Here is a 15838-nt window from a genome sequence, read left to right on the forward strand (position 1 = left end):
GCTACGCTCCCGCCCCATGGCTGCCGACTCCCGTTTTGCCGACTATTGCTGCGAACTGCTGGCGAGCGCGGGGCCGTGCCGCGCCAAACGCATGTTCGGTGGCTGGGGCATCAGTGTCGATGGCCTCACGATCGCCATCGTGGCCAACCTGGGCGGCGGTGAAAAGCTGTGGCTGAAGGCCGACGATGAAAATCGCCGCCGCTTCGAGGAAGCCGGCGGCGAGCGTTTTACCTATGAGATGCAGGGCGTGCCCCGCAGCATGAACTACTACACAGTGCCAGAGGAGGCACTGGAATCCGTTCAGCTCATGGCGCCGTGGGCACGGCAGGCCTTGGCCTGCGCGTTGAAGGCGCAGTCAGCCAAGGCGTCCCGGCCGCGGCCGGCCACCAAGTCCCAGGCCAAGCCAGCCAAGCCGGCGACCAAGCGACCCGCGGCGCCGGCGCCGAAGGCCAAGGCCAGCCGCAAGTCGGCCAAGGGCTGAACCAGGCGGGCCAGGCGCGGGGCGGGCGCCACTACCGGCAGCGGATCCCAGCTGAAATAGGCGGGTGCGTCGCCGTTCCAGGCTTCGATCACCATCCGCTGGCCCGGGCGCAGCCGCAGCTGCTGGCCGACGCCGACGATATGGTCGCCCAGATCATTGCTGGGACCGCTGTGCGGGCCGTCGTAAGTGGCCCAGACCTGGCCATGTGCCACCTTGACCACCCCGGCCTCGCGCGGCTCGAGCGTGATCGCGCGTCCGGCGGCCAGTTTCCAGGTCCCGGGCAGGGCGGAAGCGGCGGTGGATTGTTGCGTTTGCGAGAGCATTTGCGAGGCCATGAGGATTCTCCTTGTTGGGCGTTTCTGGCATTGAATGATCGGCGACAGGCGCTTGGCAGTCCAATGAATTGGAGATACCCTATTGATTCCCAATTCGCATCAATGCCCTCAACGCTCCTGACACAGACTGGCACCATGCAGCACTCCCAAACGCACCTGCGCACCCGGCCCATTTCCGCCGGCCACCTGCGCGCCTTCGAGGCCGTCGCCCGGCACCTGAATTTCCGGGCCGCGTCCGAAGAAATGGCCCTCACGCAATCGGCCGTCAGCCGCCAGATCCAGTCGCTGGAAGAAGAAGTGGGTGTCGGCCTGTTCCTGCGCCACACCCGCGCGGTGGAACTGACCAGTGCCGGCGCCCAGTTGCTGATGGCCGTCTCGCAATCGCTGCCGCGCATCGACAGCGCGGTGCGGCAAATCCGCCAGAGCGCAGGCCGCCGCGCGGTGGCGCTCACGACTTTCGCGTCATTCGCCTCGATGTGGCTCATCCCCCGGCTGGAGCAGTTCCAGCGCGACAACCCCGAGATCGACATCCGCATCGACGCCTCGGACGCCACGTTGGACCTGGAAGTGGCCGACGTCGACATGGCCCTTCGCTACGGGCCGATGGGCACCATGCCGCCGCACGCGATCCGCCTGTTCGGTGAGCAGCTCACCCCGGTTGTCAGCCCTTGGCTGCTCAAGAGCGGCCCGCCCCTCAAGAAGCCCCAGGATCTCGCGCAGTTCGCGCTGATCGAAGCGGGCGATGCCCACCAGTCGCACCTGGAGTGGCTCACCTGGCGCCGATGGTTCGACGAGCACGGCTTTTCCAAACTGCAGCCCAAGCGCTGGTTGTACTTCAACTACGCCTACCAGATGGTGCAGGCCGCGCTGACCGGGCAAGGCGTGGTGCTGGCGCGCCTACCGATGGTGGCGGAGGCCTTGGCAAACGGCGACCTGGTCGAACCGCTGCCGAACCAGCGCATGGACTCTCCCATGGCCTACTGGCTGATCGTCGGCCCGCGCAGCGCCCAACGGCCGGAAATCAAGGACTTCTGCGCGTGGCTGATGGCGCAGAGCAAGGCCACGCGCAAGACGATCGGTGAGGTGCCGGATCCGGACACGATCGACGATCTGGATTGAAGGTGCCCCCCATCGAGGATCGGGGCGGGTGTTCGACTGTCGGCGCACCCACTTGGTCCCGCCACGGATGCCGGGTAGCCGATGCGGCGAAATAAAGGAGGAGGGAGCGGCTTCGCCGCGACGGGGGACATTCGCTGCATCGGCTACCCGGCGTCCGTGGCCGCGCGAGATCAGCCGGCCCCTTCCTCTTCCAGCTGCTGGAGCAGGTACAACCGCTGGTAGAGCCCATCGGAAATTCCCATCAACTCCCCATGCGTGCCCAATTCGGCAATCCGACCATGGTTCAACACCACGATGCGGTCGGCGGCACGAATGGTGGAGAGGCGGTGCGCGATCGCGACGACAGTGACCTTTCCCCGCAGCGCCGTCAGCGCGCGCTGCACCACCTGCTCCGTCTCGGAATCGATGTGCGAGGTGGCTTCATCGAGGAACAGGATGCGTGGCTCGCCGGCCAGGGCGCGCGCGATGGCCAGCAACTGCTTTTGCCCTACCGACAGGCGCGCGCCGCCCTCGCCCAGCGGCGTGTCGTACCCGCGCTCCAGGCCCATGACGAACTCGTGCGCGCTCGCGGCGCGGGCGGCCGCCTCGACCTGTGCATCGCTCAGCTTGCGGCCCATTGTGATGTTCTCGCGCGCACTGGCCGCCACGAGGAACGGGTCCTGTGGCACCAGGCCGATGGCGTCGCGGAAATGGTCTTCCCCAATCGCATCCACCGGTGTGTCGTCGATGCGAATGGCCCCCGCCGGCGCCGGATAGAAACGCAGCAGCAGAGACAGCAGCGTGCTCTTGCCGCTGCCCGTGTGGCCGACGATGCCGTAAAAGCTCCCCGGCGGTATCTGCAGATTCAGGTCGTGCAGCACGGGCCGGCCCGTGCGATAAGCGAAGTTCAGTTGCTGGATGCTGATCGCGCCCTCCGTCACCCGGCCGTCCGCCGTGGCGATAGGCGTTTCTGCCTCTTTCAGCAGCGCGTGCACGCGCGCCGCCCCGACCATCGCCTGCTGCAACTGTGAAAACTGCATGGTGATCTGGATCAGCGGCTCGACCACGCGCGAGATGTAGCTGATGAAGGCGTAGAGCACGCCGACTTCCAGTGCGCTCAGCGCGGCGCCGTTGCCACGCGCGCCGAACACCGCGATCACCACCGCCAGCAGGATCACGTTCAACAGGTCCAGCACCGGCCGCAGGAGCCATGCGTTGGCGCGCAGCTCGCGCTGACGCGACTGGTAGTGCGCTTCGTTGATGTCGGCAAAGCGGGCCCCGAAACGCTCCGTCGCATTGCCCGCCTGCAGCACCGCCATGCCGGCGATCGACTCCGCCATCTGCGCGTTGAGTTCGCTGCGCAGTTCGCGCGTGCGCGTGACGGCCGGCGCGGAAAGGCGCTGGTACAACGCGACGATCAGCGCCACCGCGGGTACCAAGGTCCCGACGATGAGCATCAACCGCCAGTCCAGCCACAGCATCGCGGCGATGGTGCCGGCCACCACGATCACGCTGTCCAGCATCACGAACAGCACCTGCACATAGAGTGTCTTCACCGCCTCCGTGTCGTTGGTGACGCGGCTGACCAGTTGGCCGGTGATGGCCGTGTCGAAGAAACTCATCGGCAGCCGCAGCACGTGGCCGTAGACGTTCTCGCGAATGCGCCGGACGGACCGCATCGCCAGCCCGGCGAGCCGCACCAGTTGCAGGTAGCGCAGGTAACTGGCGGCCATGCCGGCCAACAGCGCGCCGAGCAGCAGGCCCGCGATCGCAGGAATGTCGGCGTTGTGGGGCAGCAAGTAGCTGTCCAGAAAGAATTTACCGATCAGCGGGCCGAGCGCTTCCAGTCCCGCAGCCAGGATCAGCCAGAGCAAGCCGTGGTTCAGGTGCTTGCGATCGGGCTGCGCAGCGCGCAGCAGCAACGTGGCCGCATCGCTGAACGTGCGACGCACCTCGGCAGGTGCCGAGGGAAGGCCTGGGGTGTCGGCGGCTTCAGCTGGCATCGAGACTCGCCTGCAGTTGCTGGTAGCGCCACTGCCGCGCGTACCAGCCGTTGTGGGCCACCAGCGACGCGTGACTGCCCTGTTCCACCAGATGCCCATCCCGGAGCACGAGGGTGTGGTCTGCATCGGCCACCGCGCTCAGGCGGTGACTGGCGATGATCACGGTGCGTCCGACCCGTGCCTGGCGCAGGTGCGCAAGAATTCGCGCCTCGGTTTCGGTGTCCACTGCCGACAGCGCGTCGTCCAGCAACAGCAATGGCGCGTCCACCAGCAGCGCCCGCGCAATGGCCACGCGCTGGCGCTGTCCGCCCGACAGGGTGACGCCGCGCTCGCCCACCGGCGTTTCATAACCTTGCGGGAGGCGCAGGATGTCGTCGTGGACCGCGGCGAGCTTCGCCGCGTCCTCGATCTGCTCGCGGGTTGCATCGGGCCGCCCCAAGGCGATGTTTTCCGCAACGGACGCCGAGAACAAGAAGGCCTCTTGCGGCACCCACGCTATCGCGCCGCGCAGTGCCGCCAAGGTGTAGTCACGCAGTTCCACGCCGTTCCATTCCAACGTGCCACCGGCGGGCGCGTGATGGCGCAAGAACAGCCGCAACAAGGTGGACTTGCCCGAGCCGGTGGGGCCCACGAGACCCAAGGTGCGGCCCGGTGCCAGTTCCATCGACACGTCATGCAACGCGGGCTTGCCCTGGCCCGGATAGCTGAAGCTCACGCCCCGCACCGCGAGCGGCCCGGGCACCAACGCCGGAACGGTGCCGTGGTCGTCCACGGAAAGCGGCGCATCGAGTACCGGCTGCAACCGGCTCCAGGCGGCCTTGCCGCGCTCCAGCAGCGACAGCACCCAGCCCGCGGCAAACATCGGCCAGATCAATTGCCCCAGGTAGAGGCTGAAGCTCGTCAGTTGGCCGACGGTGAGTTCGCCATGCCACACCAGCCAGCCGCCGACACCCAGCGTCAGCACGGTGGCCGCGCTCAGCGTGAAGCCGACGGCCGGCTCGTACGTGGCTTCCCAGCGCTGCGCGTCGAAGCTGGCGTCGGCCGTGGCGGAGGCCAGGGCGCTGAACTGCGCCTCGCTGCGTGCCTGCAGGCCCAGCGCGCGCACGGTACGCACGCCGGAGAGCGTTTCCTGCACGTGGTCGTTCAGGGCGCCGAAGGTATCGAGCGACAGCCGCCAGGCCTCGTGCACATGGCGCGAGATCCACCAGAAACTCAAAGCCATGAAGGGGAACGGCAAGAGCGCAAAAGCAGCAAGCCGCCAATCCACCCCGAGCGACATCATGGCGACGATCAGCACCAGCGTCAGCGTGCCATCGAAGCCGGCCAGCATGGCTTCACCGGCCGCCATCTCCACGGCGTCGATGTCGTTGGTGCCCATGGCCATCAGGTCACCGGTGCGCTGGCCCTGGAAGAAGTGCGCGCCTTGCAGCGCCAGGCGCGAATACAGGCGTTCGCGCAGTTCGACGCCCAATCGGTAAGCTGCGGCGAACAGCCTCAGGCGCCAGCCCACGCGCAGGAAATACACGGCGATGCCCGCCAGCACCAGCCAGGCCAGCTCCTGGAACAGCGCCGCCCCCACCAATTGGCGCGCGACCAGGCCATCGACGACCTGGCCGATCTGCCGCGGGATCCACACCGTGAGGCAGGCGATACCGGCGAGCATCGCTGCAGCTGAGGCATACGAGGCACTGTGTCGCTGCAGGAACCGGCCGATCAGCCGGTAGAGGCTGATGGTGCTTTCATTCAACTGATCGGCCACACCACCCCGTTGTCGTTCAGGATCGCGTCCAGCGGGACGTCGTGCGGTTCCGGCTCCAGGTCGCCGATGAAACCGTTGGTGAAGCCCAGTCCCACGGTGTAGGGCTTGGGCTGCAACGTCGCCAGCGTGCGGTCATAAAAGCCCCCGCCGTAGCCCAGACGGAAGCCGCCGGGTCCGTAGCCCACGCACGGCACGAACAGCAGCGTCGGCACGATCACCTCGGTGTCTTTGGGCTTGGGAATGCCATAGGCGTCTTCTTCCATGTAACAGCCGGGGAACCATGCGTGGAACTTCAGCGTCTTATGCAGCTTGTCGACCACCGGCAGCCCGATGCGGCGCGGTTGCGGCTCGTCCAGCAGTTCGCCGTCCTCTTTCCAGCGGTGCAGCGCCGGCAGGGGATCGAACTCGCCCTTGATCGGCCAATACGCACCGATCACGATGTCGGGGCGGTTGACCAGCCAGATGCGCATCACCCGCTGCAACAGGTCGCACCGTTCGGTGCGATCCGGCATGTTCAGCCGCTGTTCGACGAGCTCCTTGCGCAAAGCCCTTTTTTCTTGTGACTTGTCCATAATCGCCCAATGAGATTGTTAAGAATTCTGACACTGATCGCGCTTGCGGGCGCGGCGTCCGTGCAAGCCCAGGTCAAAGGTGACGACCTGATCCTCGAGATGCACCAGGCTTACCGCCAGGGCAACCGCCCGCGGCTCGCCCAGTTGCTGCCGCAGGTACGCGGCCACGTGCTGGAGCCGTGGGCCGCCTACTGGGAATTGAAAGCCCGCCTCGATACGGCCCAGCCGCAGGAAGTGCAGGAGTTTTTCACCCGTTACGCCGGCACCTACCAGGAAGATCGGCTCCGCAACGACTGGCTGCTGCTGCTGGGCCAGCGCCGCGACTGGACCAACTTCGAAGCCGAATACCCCAAGTACCGCATGAACGACGACCGCGAGGTGCGTTGTTACGCCCTGCTCGTCGCCCACGTGCGCGAAGGCTCGGCGGCGCCCCCGGCCCATTCCGAAGAAGTGCGGCGCAACTGGCTGGGCCTGCGCGATGCGGACGACGGCTGCACGCTGGCCGCGTCTCGCCTGATCGGTGATACACGGGGTTCGAAGCGCATGACGGCCGACGACGCCTGGCGCAAGGCCCGCCTCGCGACGGAGAACAACCGCCCGCGCGCCGCCGCCACGGCGATCGAGATCGTGGCGCCCGACGCGGTGCCGCAGTTCCTCGAATTGAACAACAGCCCCGCGAAGTACCTCACCAGCCGGGTCGTGGTGGCGTCGAAGGCGCGCAAGGAGATGATGGTGCTGGCGCTGATCAAGCTGGCATCGACCGACCCGGACAACGCGGCCAGCCAGCTCGAAAACAAATGGGGACCCATGCTGTCGCCTGAAGAGCGCAACTGGGTCTGGGGTGTGCTGGGCAAGCAATCGGCGCAGCGCCTGGGCAACGACGCCCTCGACCACTTCGCGAAGGTTTCTCGCGACCAGGACCTCACCGACGACATGCTGGGCTGGAAGGTCCGCGCCGCCTTGCGCTCGGTCCGCGGCACGCAATGGCCCGTGGTGTTGCGCACCGTCAACGCGATGAGCGAGGATGGTCGCGCCGATCCCACCTGGGTCTACTGGAAGGCCCGCGCACTGATGGCACAGGGCGGCGACACCAACAAGGCCGATGCGCAAAAGATGCTGCAGTCCATCGCCTCCGTGCGCGGCTTCTACGAGCAACTGGCCCTGGAAGAGACGGGCCAGAAGATCACGGTGCCAGCCAAGCCCGCGTCGCTCACCCCGGAAGAAAAGGAAGCCGCACGCCTGAACATCGGCCTGAACCGTGCGGTGTACGCGATCGCGTTGACGTTGCGATCCGAAGGCGTGCGTGAATGGAACTACGTCACCAACCTGGCCAAGCCCGGCGGCATGGCCGAGCGCGAGCTGCTGGCCGCCGCGCAGTTCGCGTGCGACCGCGAAATCTGGGACCGCTGCATCAACACCAGCGAGCGCACCAAGGCCGAATTCGACGCCGACCAGCGCTTCCCCATGCCCTTCCGGGAGTCGGTCGTCAAGCGCAGCCGCGAGATCAACCTGGACCCGGCCTATGTGTATGGCCTGATCCGCCAGGAGAGCCGCTTCGTCATGGATGCCCGCTCGCACGTCGGCGCTTCGGGCCTCATGCAGGTGATGCCGGCCACGGCACGCTGGACCGCCCGCAAGATCGGCCTCACCAGCTTCACGCCCGACCAGATCAGCGACCGCGACACCAACATCGCCATCGGCACGGGCTACCTCAAGCTGGTGCTCGACGACTTCTCCGGTTCCATGCCCCTGGCCGCCGCCGCGTACAACGCCGGTCCCAGCCGCCCGCGCAACTGGCGCAACGGCCCCGTGATCGAGGCCGCGGCCTGGGCCGAGAACGTGCCGTTCAACGAGACGCGCGACTATGTGAAGAAGGTACTGTCCAACACCACGCTTTACGCCGCCATTCTGAGCGGCCAGCCGCAGTCGCTCAAGGAGCGCCTGGGCCGCGTCGGGCCGCGCGATGCGGCCCAGCCCGAGCCCAACCGGGACTTGCCCTAGTCTTACTGGAAGGACCGATACGCCGCGCGTTCGGCAAGGTGCGCAAACGAAGCGATTGACGCCGCCCGCATCAATTCGGCGTTTTTTTGTCATCAATCGCCGGCGTCCGTGTCGGTAGCATCCGATCACTTTGAAACAAGGTGCGACATGCTCAAACTCTATATCGGCAACAAGAACTATTCCTCCTGGTCCATGCGTCCGTGGGTGCTGCTCAAGCAGGCGGGCATCCCGTTCCAGGAGGTGATGGTCCGCTTCGATTCGTTCGACGGCGACTCGGCTTTCAAGGACACGCTGCGCCCGATCAGCCCGGTGGGGCGGGTGCCGGTGTTGGTCGATGACGGCTTTGCCGTGTGGGACACGCTGGCGATTGCCGAATACGCGGCCGAGAAGTTTCCAGAGAAGCAGCTCTGGCCGCAGCAGGCGAAAGCGCGTGCCCGGGCGCGCAGCGTATGCGCCGAGATGCACGCCGGCTTCACCGGGTTGCGCAGCAACTGCCCGATGAACATCGAAGCCGCGCTGCCGCAGGCCGGCGCCATCGTCTGGCGCGACAAGCCTGAAGTGCGCGCCGACGTACAGCGCATCGTCGCGATGTGGACCGAACTGCTGGAGCAGAACAAGGGCCCGATGCTTTTTGGCGAATTCTCCATCGCCGATGCCTATTTCGCGCCGGTCTGCATGCGCATCAAGAACTACGCGCTGCCGGTGCCCGGCCACATCACCGACTACATCCGGCGCCTGTGCGCCCTGCCCGGCGTCAAGGCCTGGATCGATGAGGCGCAGGCGGAGAAAACCTTCGTCGATTTTGACGAGCCTTATCGAACTGCGCGATGAGCGTTGAGCCTGCCATTCGCGCGCCTCGGCAATGGGGTCGGGTGCTCACCGCGATGGTCACACCGTTCGACGCGCGGGGCCGGTTGGACCTGGACGCCGCCCGGCGTCTCGCCCGCTGGTTGGCTGAGCGAGGCAACGACGGGTTGGTGCTCGCGGCGACGACGGGTGAGGCGTCCACGCTGTCCGACGCCGAGCGCTGCGACCTGGTCCGCGCGGTTTCCGAAGCGGTAACGATCCCCGTGATCGCCGGCACCGGCAGCAACGACACGCGGCACAGCGTGGAGCTGACGGCGATGGCGCGCGAACTCGGCGCCGCCGGGGTGATCGTGGTCGCGCCCTACTACAGCCGCCCGCCGCAAGCGGGCATCGAGGCGCACTTTCGCGCTGTCGCCGCCGCCACCGACCTGCCCGTCATGATCTACGACGTGCCGCTGCGCACCGGCCGACGCGTCGCACAGGACGTGCTGTTACGGCTGTTCCGCGAGGTGCCCAACATCGTCGCCTTCAAGGATGCGACCGGCGACCCGCCCGCCGCCGCCGCGCTGATCGCACAGGCCGGCGAGCATTTCGACCTGTACTCGGGCGACGACAGCTTCACCCTGCCCTTGCTTGCCGCGGGCGCGGTGGGCATCGTCGGCACCAGCACGCACTGGACCGGCCCGCAGTTCCAGCAGATGTTCGCGGCGTTCGGCCGAGGCGATGTCGTTGAGGCGCGCGCGGTCAACGCACGGCTCATCGACTCCTTCAACTTCATCAACAGCGACACCTCGGTTTTCCCGATGTCCATCAAAGCGATGCTGCGCACGCTGGGCCTGGAGATGGGCGAATGCCGTTTGCCCTTGCCGCCCGCGCCGCCTGAAGTCGAGCAGCAAGCGCGCGGCGTCTGGTCGCGCTTGAACGGCTGAGGCCGGCTCTCCGCGCGGGGCCGTAAACTCGGTCCATGCAAACTTACATGGTCGGCGGCGCGGTGCGGGACGCCCTTCTGGGGCTGCCCGTGAACGACCACGACTGGGTCGTCGTCGGCGCCACGCCGCAGGAGATGATCACCGGCGGCTTCCTGCCGGTCGGCAAGGATTTCCCGGTGTTCCTGCATCCGCAGACGCGCGAGGAATACGCCCTCGCGCGAACCGAACGGAAGACCGCGCGTGGGTACCACGGCTTCGCGTTCCATGCCGAACCCAACGTCACGCTCGAGCAAGACCTGGCCCGGCGCGACCTCACGATCAATGCGATCGCGCAGGACGAAAACGGCAGACTCATCGACCCGTATCACGGCCAGGCCGACCTCAAGAGCCGCGTGCTGCGCCACGTGACCGTGGCCTTTCGCGAAGACCCGGTGCGTATCCTTCGCGTCGCCCGCTTTGCCGCGCGCTTTTCCGGCTTCAGCCTGGCGCCGGAAACGCTGGCCTTGATGCGCGAGATGGTCGAGGCCGGCGAAGTAGACGCGCTGGTGGCCGAGCGGGTATGGCAAGAATTGGCACGCGGCCTCATGGAGAACAAGCCCTCGCGCATGTTCGAGGTGCTGCGCGAATGCGGCGCGCTGACCCGGTTGCTGCCCGAAGTCGAGCGCTTGTGGGGCGTGCCCCAGCGCGCCGAATACCACCCCGAGGTCGACACCGGTGTGCACCTGATGATGGTGCTGGACATGAGCGCGCGTCTGCAAGCTCCGCTGCCGGTGCGCTTCGCGTGCCTCACCCACGACCTGGGCAAGGGCACCACACCGGCCGACATCCTGCCCAAGCACATCGGCCACGAAGAGCGCAGCGTGGAACTGCTCAAAGGCGTGTGCGAACGCCTGCGCGTGCCCACCGAGTGCCGCGAAATCGCCGATGTGGTGGCCCGCGAGCACGGCAACATCCATCGCAGTGAGGAGTTCAACGCCACCGCCGTCGTGCGGCTGCTGGAGCGCTGTGATGCCTTCCGCAAGCCCCAGCGCTTCGAGCAGATCCTGCTGGCCTGCGAATGCGATGCGCGCGGCCGTTTGGGATTGGAGGAGCGCGCCTACCCGCAACGCCCGCGCCTCATGTCGGCTTTGGCGGCGGCCCAGGCCGTACCCACGCACGAGATCGCCGCAAAAGCGCAAGAGCAGAAATTGGACGGTCCCCGCATCGGCGAGATGATCCACAGAGCGCGGATCAGCGCGGTGGCTGCCTGTTTGGGCGAGTAGCGTACCGGCCTATGGCGATGCATGTGTCGTCATTCCCGCGCAGGCGGGAATTCAGTGCATCAGGGCGCCTTGGATCCCCGCCTTCGCGGGGATGACGTAACGCTTGCCGTCAAACCAGCAATGCCAGCGCCGCGTAGTCGCCGACCCGATCCGCCAACCCGGCTTCGACCAATTCGGTGCCCGCAGTCAACGCGGGGAATTTGCCCGCCACCTGCGCTTGCAGTCGCGGCAGCAGGTACGCGCGGTTGTGCCAGAACACGCTGCCGCCCAGGCTGATGCGCTGCAGGTCCAGCGTGGTCACCAGGTTGTAGAGCGCGCGGCCCATGACGCGGCACAACTCGTCGACAGTGGCTTCGGCCTGCCTGTCGCCGGATTGCGCGCGCTGCAGCAGCGCCGCCGCGTCAGCGCCAAAGCGCCGCGCGATGGAGTTGCCGGCGACCAGTCCTTCCACATCGCCGATATTGCCGCAGCCGCACAGCGCATCGTTGTTGTCGGACACGAACATGTGGCCCGCATGGCCCGCGTTGCCGTTCTTGCCACGCAGGATGCGCCCGTCCACGCACAGGCCGACACCGATGCCGGTGCTCCAGGTCACGTAGGCGCAGTGGTCGAAGCCTTCCAGCGCGCCCCAGCGGCGTTCTGCCTCCAGCGCGGCGATGCAATCATTCTCCACCCGCACATGCGCAAAACGTTCGCGCAGCGGCCCCTCGAGCAGCGCCGTCTCCCAGGTGTTGGGCAAGCCGCGCGCCGGGCCGGCCATGCCGCCGCAGATGTTGGGCGCCGCGACTTCCACCAACCCGCCGCGAATGACGAACGGCCCGCACGAAGAAACGCCCGCCCGTTCCACCGATGCCGGCGCAACGCCCGCCTCGGCGCATGCTTCATCGACCATCCGCATGACCTGGTGGGCCAGCGCGTCGTTGTCGCCCGTCTTGGCGGTGGGTTCGCTGCGGCGGGCGATCAATTCGAGGCCGGCGCCGCTGTTCAGGCTCACGGCCACCTTGGTGCCGCCAATGTCGATGCAGGCTTTCATGCGCAAGACCCGGTCAGAAGAATTTGGAGATCAACGCCACCGCCAGGCTCAGCAGGATGGTGGTGGTGAGCGGGATGAACCACTCGCGCCCGAAGGCCCGGAAGCGCAGGTCGCCGGGCAGCTTGCCGAAGCCCATGCGCTGCAGCAACGGGCTGAACCAGTTGATGAGCATCAGGGCGAGAAAGACGACGATGACCCAGCGAATCATCCCGCGAGTGTAGGAGGTTTGCCGGCCCGCGCGTTTCGTACCGCGGTCAATCCCGCACCGGTGTCCACTTCACATCGCTGCCGGCCGACGCGATCGCCGCCTCGATGAAACGCACGCCGCGCGCGCCCTCTTCCACGGTGGGGTAGTCGGCATCCAGCGGATCGGCAGGGACGCCATTCGCACGGGCGCGGATGGCGCCGGCCACGCCCAGGTAAACATTCGCAAAAGCCTCGATGAAGCCTTCCGGGTGCCCGGACGGCAGGCGGCTCGCGCGCTTAGCTGCTTCATGCAGCCAGGGAGAGCCGCGCGTCAGCAGGCGCGGCGGGCCGTCCTGCGGGCTGTGCAAGAGGCGGCTGGGCTGCTCCTGCCACCACTCGAGTGAACCCTGGGTGCCGGAGACGCGCAAGCGAAACCCGTTTTCCACGCCTGTGTTGATCTGCGACGCAACCAGCACCGCGCGCGCGCCGCCCGAAAGGCGCAGCAGCACGTTGGCATCGTCGTCGAGCGTGCGGCCGGGAACGAAAGCGCTCAGGTCGGCGCACAGCGCCTCCACCCGCAGCCCCGTCACAGTTGTCAGCAGGTTTTCCGCATGCGATCCGATGTCGCCGATGGCGCCCGCGCCGCCGCTTCGCGCCGGGTCCGCGCGCCACTGTGCCTGCTTGTTGCCTTCGGCCTCGAGCTTCGTCGCAAGCCATCCCTGGTTGTATTCGACCACCACCTTGCGGATGGTGCCGAGCTCGCCCGCGCGCACCATCTCCCGCGCTTGCCGCACCATCGGGTAGCCGGTGTAGTTGTAGGTGACGCCGAACACGGTACCGCGCGCGCGCACCGCCCTCACCAGCGCGCCGGCCTGGGCGGCCGTGTGCACCAGCGGCTTGTCGCAGACCACGTGAAAGCCGGCGTCGACGAACGCCTTGGCCACGGGGTAATGCACGTCGTTGGGCGCGACGATGGAAACGAAGTCGATGCGGTCGCCCGGGTCTCGCTGCAGTTCGTCGGCCAGAAGTTCCTGCCAGGAGCCGTGATTGCGCTCATCGGGCAACAGCAGTTCGCGGCCCGACGCCTTGGCCTTGTCGGGCGTGGACGAGAGCGCGCCCGCCACCAGTTCCATCTGGCCATCGAGGGCCATGGCCTTGCGGTGCACGGTTCCGATGAAAGCGCCCTGGCCGCCGCCGACCATGGCGTAGCGGAGTTTGCGTGCAGGCACTGTCATGCGCGATCCTTGGCAAATGCGGCATCGAAAGCGCCGGCCGCGGGCTTGAAATCCAGCCGGCGGCAGAAGGCCGCGCTTTCGGTGGCGCCGTGGACGCGGTCCATGCGGCTGTCTTCCCACTCCACCGAGAGCGGGCCGGCATAGCCGATGTCGTTGAGCGCGACGATGATGGATTCGAAGTCCACCATGCCGCGGCCGACGCTGCGGAAATCCCAGAAACGGCGCGCGTCGCCAAAACTCGTGTGGCCGCCGAAGACGCCCACGGTGCCGTCGCCGCGGCCCCACCACACGTCCTTCATGTGCGCGTTGTGGATGCGGCCGGAAAAGGTGCGAAGGAACTTCACGTAGTCCACGCCCTGGTAGGCCAGGTGACTCGGGTCGAAGTTGAAGCCGAAGCGGCGGTGGCCATGCACGGCTTCGATCGCACGCTGCGCCGAGGCGATGTCGAAGGCGATTTCGGTCGGATGAACTTCGAGCGCGAAATTGATGTCGTTGCTGTCGAAGGTGTCGAGGATGGGGCCGAAGCGTTCGCCGAAATCGGCGAAGCCCGCGTCCCAGAATTCCTGGGTCGTCGGTGGGAAGGCGTAAGTCGCGTGCCAGATCGAAGAGCCGGTAAAGCCCGTCACGGTCTTGACGCCGAATTTCGCCGCGGCCTTCGCGGTGTCGGCGAGTTCGCGGGCGGCCCGGCGGCGCACGCCTTCCGGGTCGCCATCGCCCCACACGTGATCAGGCAGGATGGATTTGTGCCGTGCGTCGATGAGGTCGCACACCGCCTGGCCCACCAGGTGATTGCCGATGGCGAGCGAGGTGAGGCCATGCTCTTTCAGCAATGCCCACTTGTCCCGCACATAAGCGTCGCTCGCGAGCGCTTCCTGCACGTTGAAGTGGTCGCCCCAGCAAGCCAGCTCCAGGCCGTCATAGCCCATGCGCTTGGCAAGCGGCGCGAGTTCGGCAAGCGATAGGTCAGCCCACTGGCCGGTGAAGAGGGTGACGGGACGAGGCATCGAAGACTCCTGCATTCAAACCGCTAGCGGCACCTGTCGCGCGGAATAACATGAAGCGCGACAACCTTTGCGGAGAGGATCCGGCTCCGCCGGTCCTCCTCGCACTGTTCAGACCACTCGGAGATCGCGTAGCGATTTCCGAGTGAGGGTTTAGAACGGCGAATTAGGGAAGTAGAAGTCCTTCGCGTTCGCCTTCGTGATCAGCACCGACGGGATGATGTTGTTCGCAGGCAGCTTCTGGCCTTTCAGGCGCGCCTCGCCGGTCATCTTGATGGCGTCGTACATGAACTTGGGCGAGTATGAAACGTTGGCCTGGATCAGCGGGTCGCTGCCGTCCATCAGCGTCTTGATCGCGCCCTTGGCACCGGCCCCGCCGAACACCAGCTTGATGTCCTTGCGCTTGGCCTGCTCGATGGCCTTCAACACGCCCACGGCCATGTCGTCGTCGGCCGCCCAGATAGCGTCGATCTCCTTGAAGCGCGTCAGGTAGTCCTGCGTCACCTTGAAGGCGTCGTCCCGGTTCCAGTTGCCGTGCTTGGCGTCCAGCAGCTTGATGTTGGGGTGGTTTTTCATCACGGCGTTGAAGGCGTCCATGCGCTCGTTGTCGAGCGTGGTCGGGATGCCGCGCAGCGCCACGATATTGCCCTTGCCGTTCAAAGCCTTGGCGATGTACTCGGCCGGAATCTTGCCGAAAGCGGTGTTGTCACCGGACACATACGCGTCCTGCGCGGTGGTATCGGTAAGGCCGCGGTCGACCACCGTCACGTAGATGCCCTTGGCCTTCACGGCTGCGACCGGTTTGGTCAGTGCCGCCGACTCGAAGGGAAACACCACCAGCGACGTGATCTTGCTCACAGTCACCAGGTCCTGCAACTGATTGGCCTGCTCGGACGCATTGGCGGCCGTCTTCACGATCACCTGCATGCCGGGGTTGGCCTTCTCCAGGTCCTTCTTGGCCTCGTTGGCCCAATACACGGCGCCGGCCATGAAGCTGTGCGTCGCAGCGGGCATGGACACGCCCAGCACTTCCTTCTTGGCCTGCGCCCACGCCGGCGCCGCGGCCAGCACAGCTGCCAGTGCGGTGGCGCCCAGCGCCAGCCTGCGGTTCAACTTCGTCATGCTTGTCTCCTTGG

Annotated in this window: 14 protein-coding genes and 1 pseudogene; 6 read left to right on the plus strand and 9 right to left on the minus strand. The window is 66.6% G+C overall.

The annotated features are described in order from the left end of the window. Positions 1 to 91: 91 nt before the first annotated feature. Positions 92 to 283, plus strand: a pseudogene (locus tag EEB15_RS34215) (TfoX/Sxy family protein); the annotation flags it as partial. A gap of 17 nt (positions 284 to 300) precedes the next feature. On the opposite strand, the gene EEB15_RS34220 reads toward EEB15_RS34215, so the two are convergent. Next, positions 301 to 816 (minus strand): DUF2917 domain-containing protein, encoded by a 516-nt coding sequence (locus EEB15_RS34220; RefSeq protein ID WP_141509498.1) that lies wholly within the window; start codon positions 814 to 816, stop codon positions 301 to 303. A gap of 135 nt (positions 817 to 951) precedes the next feature. Here EEB15_RS34220 and EEB15_RS09005 point away from each other — a divergent pair, with 135 nt between their 5' ends. Beyond that, positions 952 to 1935: a LysR substrate-binding domain-containing protein gene (locus EEB15_RS09005; RefSeq protein ID WP_141509499.1), complete on the plus strand. Its 984-nt coding sequence runs from the start codon at positions 952 to 954 to the stop codon at positions 1933 to 1935. A gap of 170 nt (positions 1936 to 2105) precedes the next feature. On the opposite strand, the gene EEB15_RS09010 is transcribed toward EEB15_RS09005, so the two are convergent. Genes EEB15_RS09010 through EEB15_RS09020 form a run of 3 tightly spaced genes read right to left on the minus strand, consistent with a single transcriptional unit; the run spans position 2106 to position 6248 of the window. Beyond that, positions 2106 to 3917, minus strand: coding sequence for an ABC transporter ATP-binding protein (locus EEB15_RS09010; protein ID WP_141509500.1), 1812 nt, complete (start codon positions 3915 to 3917; stop codon positions 2106 to 2108). Further along, the gene (locus EEB15_RS09015) at positions 3907 to 5649 is read right to left on the minus strand and encodes an ABC transporter ATP-binding protein (protein ID WP_141509682.1); all 1743 of its coding nucleotides are present in this window, start codon (positions 5647 to 5649) and stop codon (positions 3907 to 3909) included. Before EEB15_RS09015 ends, EEB15_RS09010 begins: the two co-directional genes overlap by 11 nt. An 11-nt stretch (positions 5650 to 5660) precedes the next feature. Further along, on the minus strand, positions 5661 to 6248 hold the full coding sequence (locus EEB15_RS09020) for a 5-formyltetrahydrofolate cyclo-ligase (RefSeq protein ID WP_141509501.1): 588 nt from the start codon (positions 6246 to 6248) through the stop codon (positions 5661 to 5663). A gap of 9 nt (positions 6249 to 6257) precedes the next feature. Between EEB15_RS09020 and EEB15_RS09025 the strand changes: the two genes are divergently transcribed. The 4 genes from EEB15_RS09025 (at position 6258) to EEB15_RS09040 (ending at position 11247) form a co-directional block, all read left to right on the plus strand. Continuing rightward, entirely contained in the window at positions 6258 to 8249 is a 1992-nt protein-coding gene (locus EEB15_RS09025) for a lytic transglycosylase domain-containing protein (protein ID WP_141509502.1), read from the plus strand. 147 nt (positions 8250 to 8396) lie between these two features. Beyond that, positions 8397 to 9080: a glutathione S-transferase family protein gene (locus EEB15_RS09030; RefSeq protein WP_141509503.1), complete on the plus strand. Its 684-nt coding sequence runs from the start codon at positions 8397 to 8399 to the stop codon at positions 9078 to 9080. Then, positions 9077 to 9985 (plus strand): 4-hydroxy-tetrahydrodipicolinate synthase, encoded by a 909-nt coding sequence (dapA, locus tag EEB15_RS09035; protein WP_141509504.1) that lies wholly within the window; start codon positions 9077 to 9079, stop codon positions 9983 to 9985. Before EEB15_RS09030 ends, dapA begins: the two co-directional genes overlap by 4 nt. Before the next feature lie 35 nt (positions 9986 to 10020). Beyond that, positions 10021 to 11247, plus strand: a complete 1227-nt coding sequence (locus EEB15_RS09040) for a multifunctional CCA addition/repair protein (RefSeq protein ID WP_141509505.1) — start codon at positions 10021 to 10023, stop codon at positions 11245 to 11247. A gap of 109 nt (positions 11248 to 11356) precedes the next feature. On the opposite strand, the gene EEB15_RS09045 is transcribed toward EEB15_RS09040, so the two are convergent. The 5 genes from EEB15_RS09045 to EEB15_RS09065 all read right to left on the minus strand — a co-directional run bounded on the left by EEB15_RS09045 (position 11357) and on the right by EEB15_RS09065 (position 15824). Beyond that, positions 11357 to 12280: an ROK family protein gene (locus EEB15_RS09045; protein WP_141509506.1), complete on the minus strand. Its 924-nt coding sequence runs from the start codon at positions 12278 to 12280 to the stop codon at positions 11357 to 11359. Positions 12281 to 12293: 13 nt separating this feature from the next. Continuing rightward, positions 12294 to 12488 carry a DUF2905 domain-containing protein gene (locus EEB15_RS09050; protein WP_141509507.1) on the minus strand — a complete coding sequence of 65 codons (195 nt, stop codon included), beginning with the start codon at positions 12486 to 12488 and terminating at the stop codon, positions 12294 to 12296. A 46-nt stretch (positions 12489 to 12534) separates the two neighbouring features. Then, a complete protein-coding gene (locus tag EEB15_RS09055) occupies positions 12535 to 13701 on the minus strand; it encodes a Gfo/Idh/MocA family protein (protein ID WP_141509508.1) in 1167 nt (388 codons plus the stop codon). Continuing rightward, complete coding sequence (locus tag EEB15_RS09060) at positions 13698 to 14705, minus strand: sugar phosphate isomerase/epimerase (protein WP_141509509.1); 1008 nt, start codon at positions 14703 to 14705, stop codon at positions 13698 to 13700. The genes EEB15_RS09055 and EEB15_RS09060 overlap by 4 nt, the downstream gene beginning before the upstream one ends. Before the next feature lie 150 nt (positions 14706 to 14855). Next, positions 14856 to 15824: a substrate-binding domain-containing protein gene (locus tag EEB15_RS09065; protein ID WP_141509510.1), complete on the minus strand. Its 969-nt coding sequence runs from the start codon at positions 15822 to 15824 to the stop codon at positions 14856 to 14858. Positions 15825 to 15838: the final 14 nt, after the last annotated feature.

The sequence above is a fragment of the Ramlibacter sp. WS9 genome, assembly GCF_003797765.1.
GTDB lineage: Bacteria > Pseudomonadota > Gammaproteobacteria > Burkholderiales > Burkholderiaceae_C > Ramlibacter.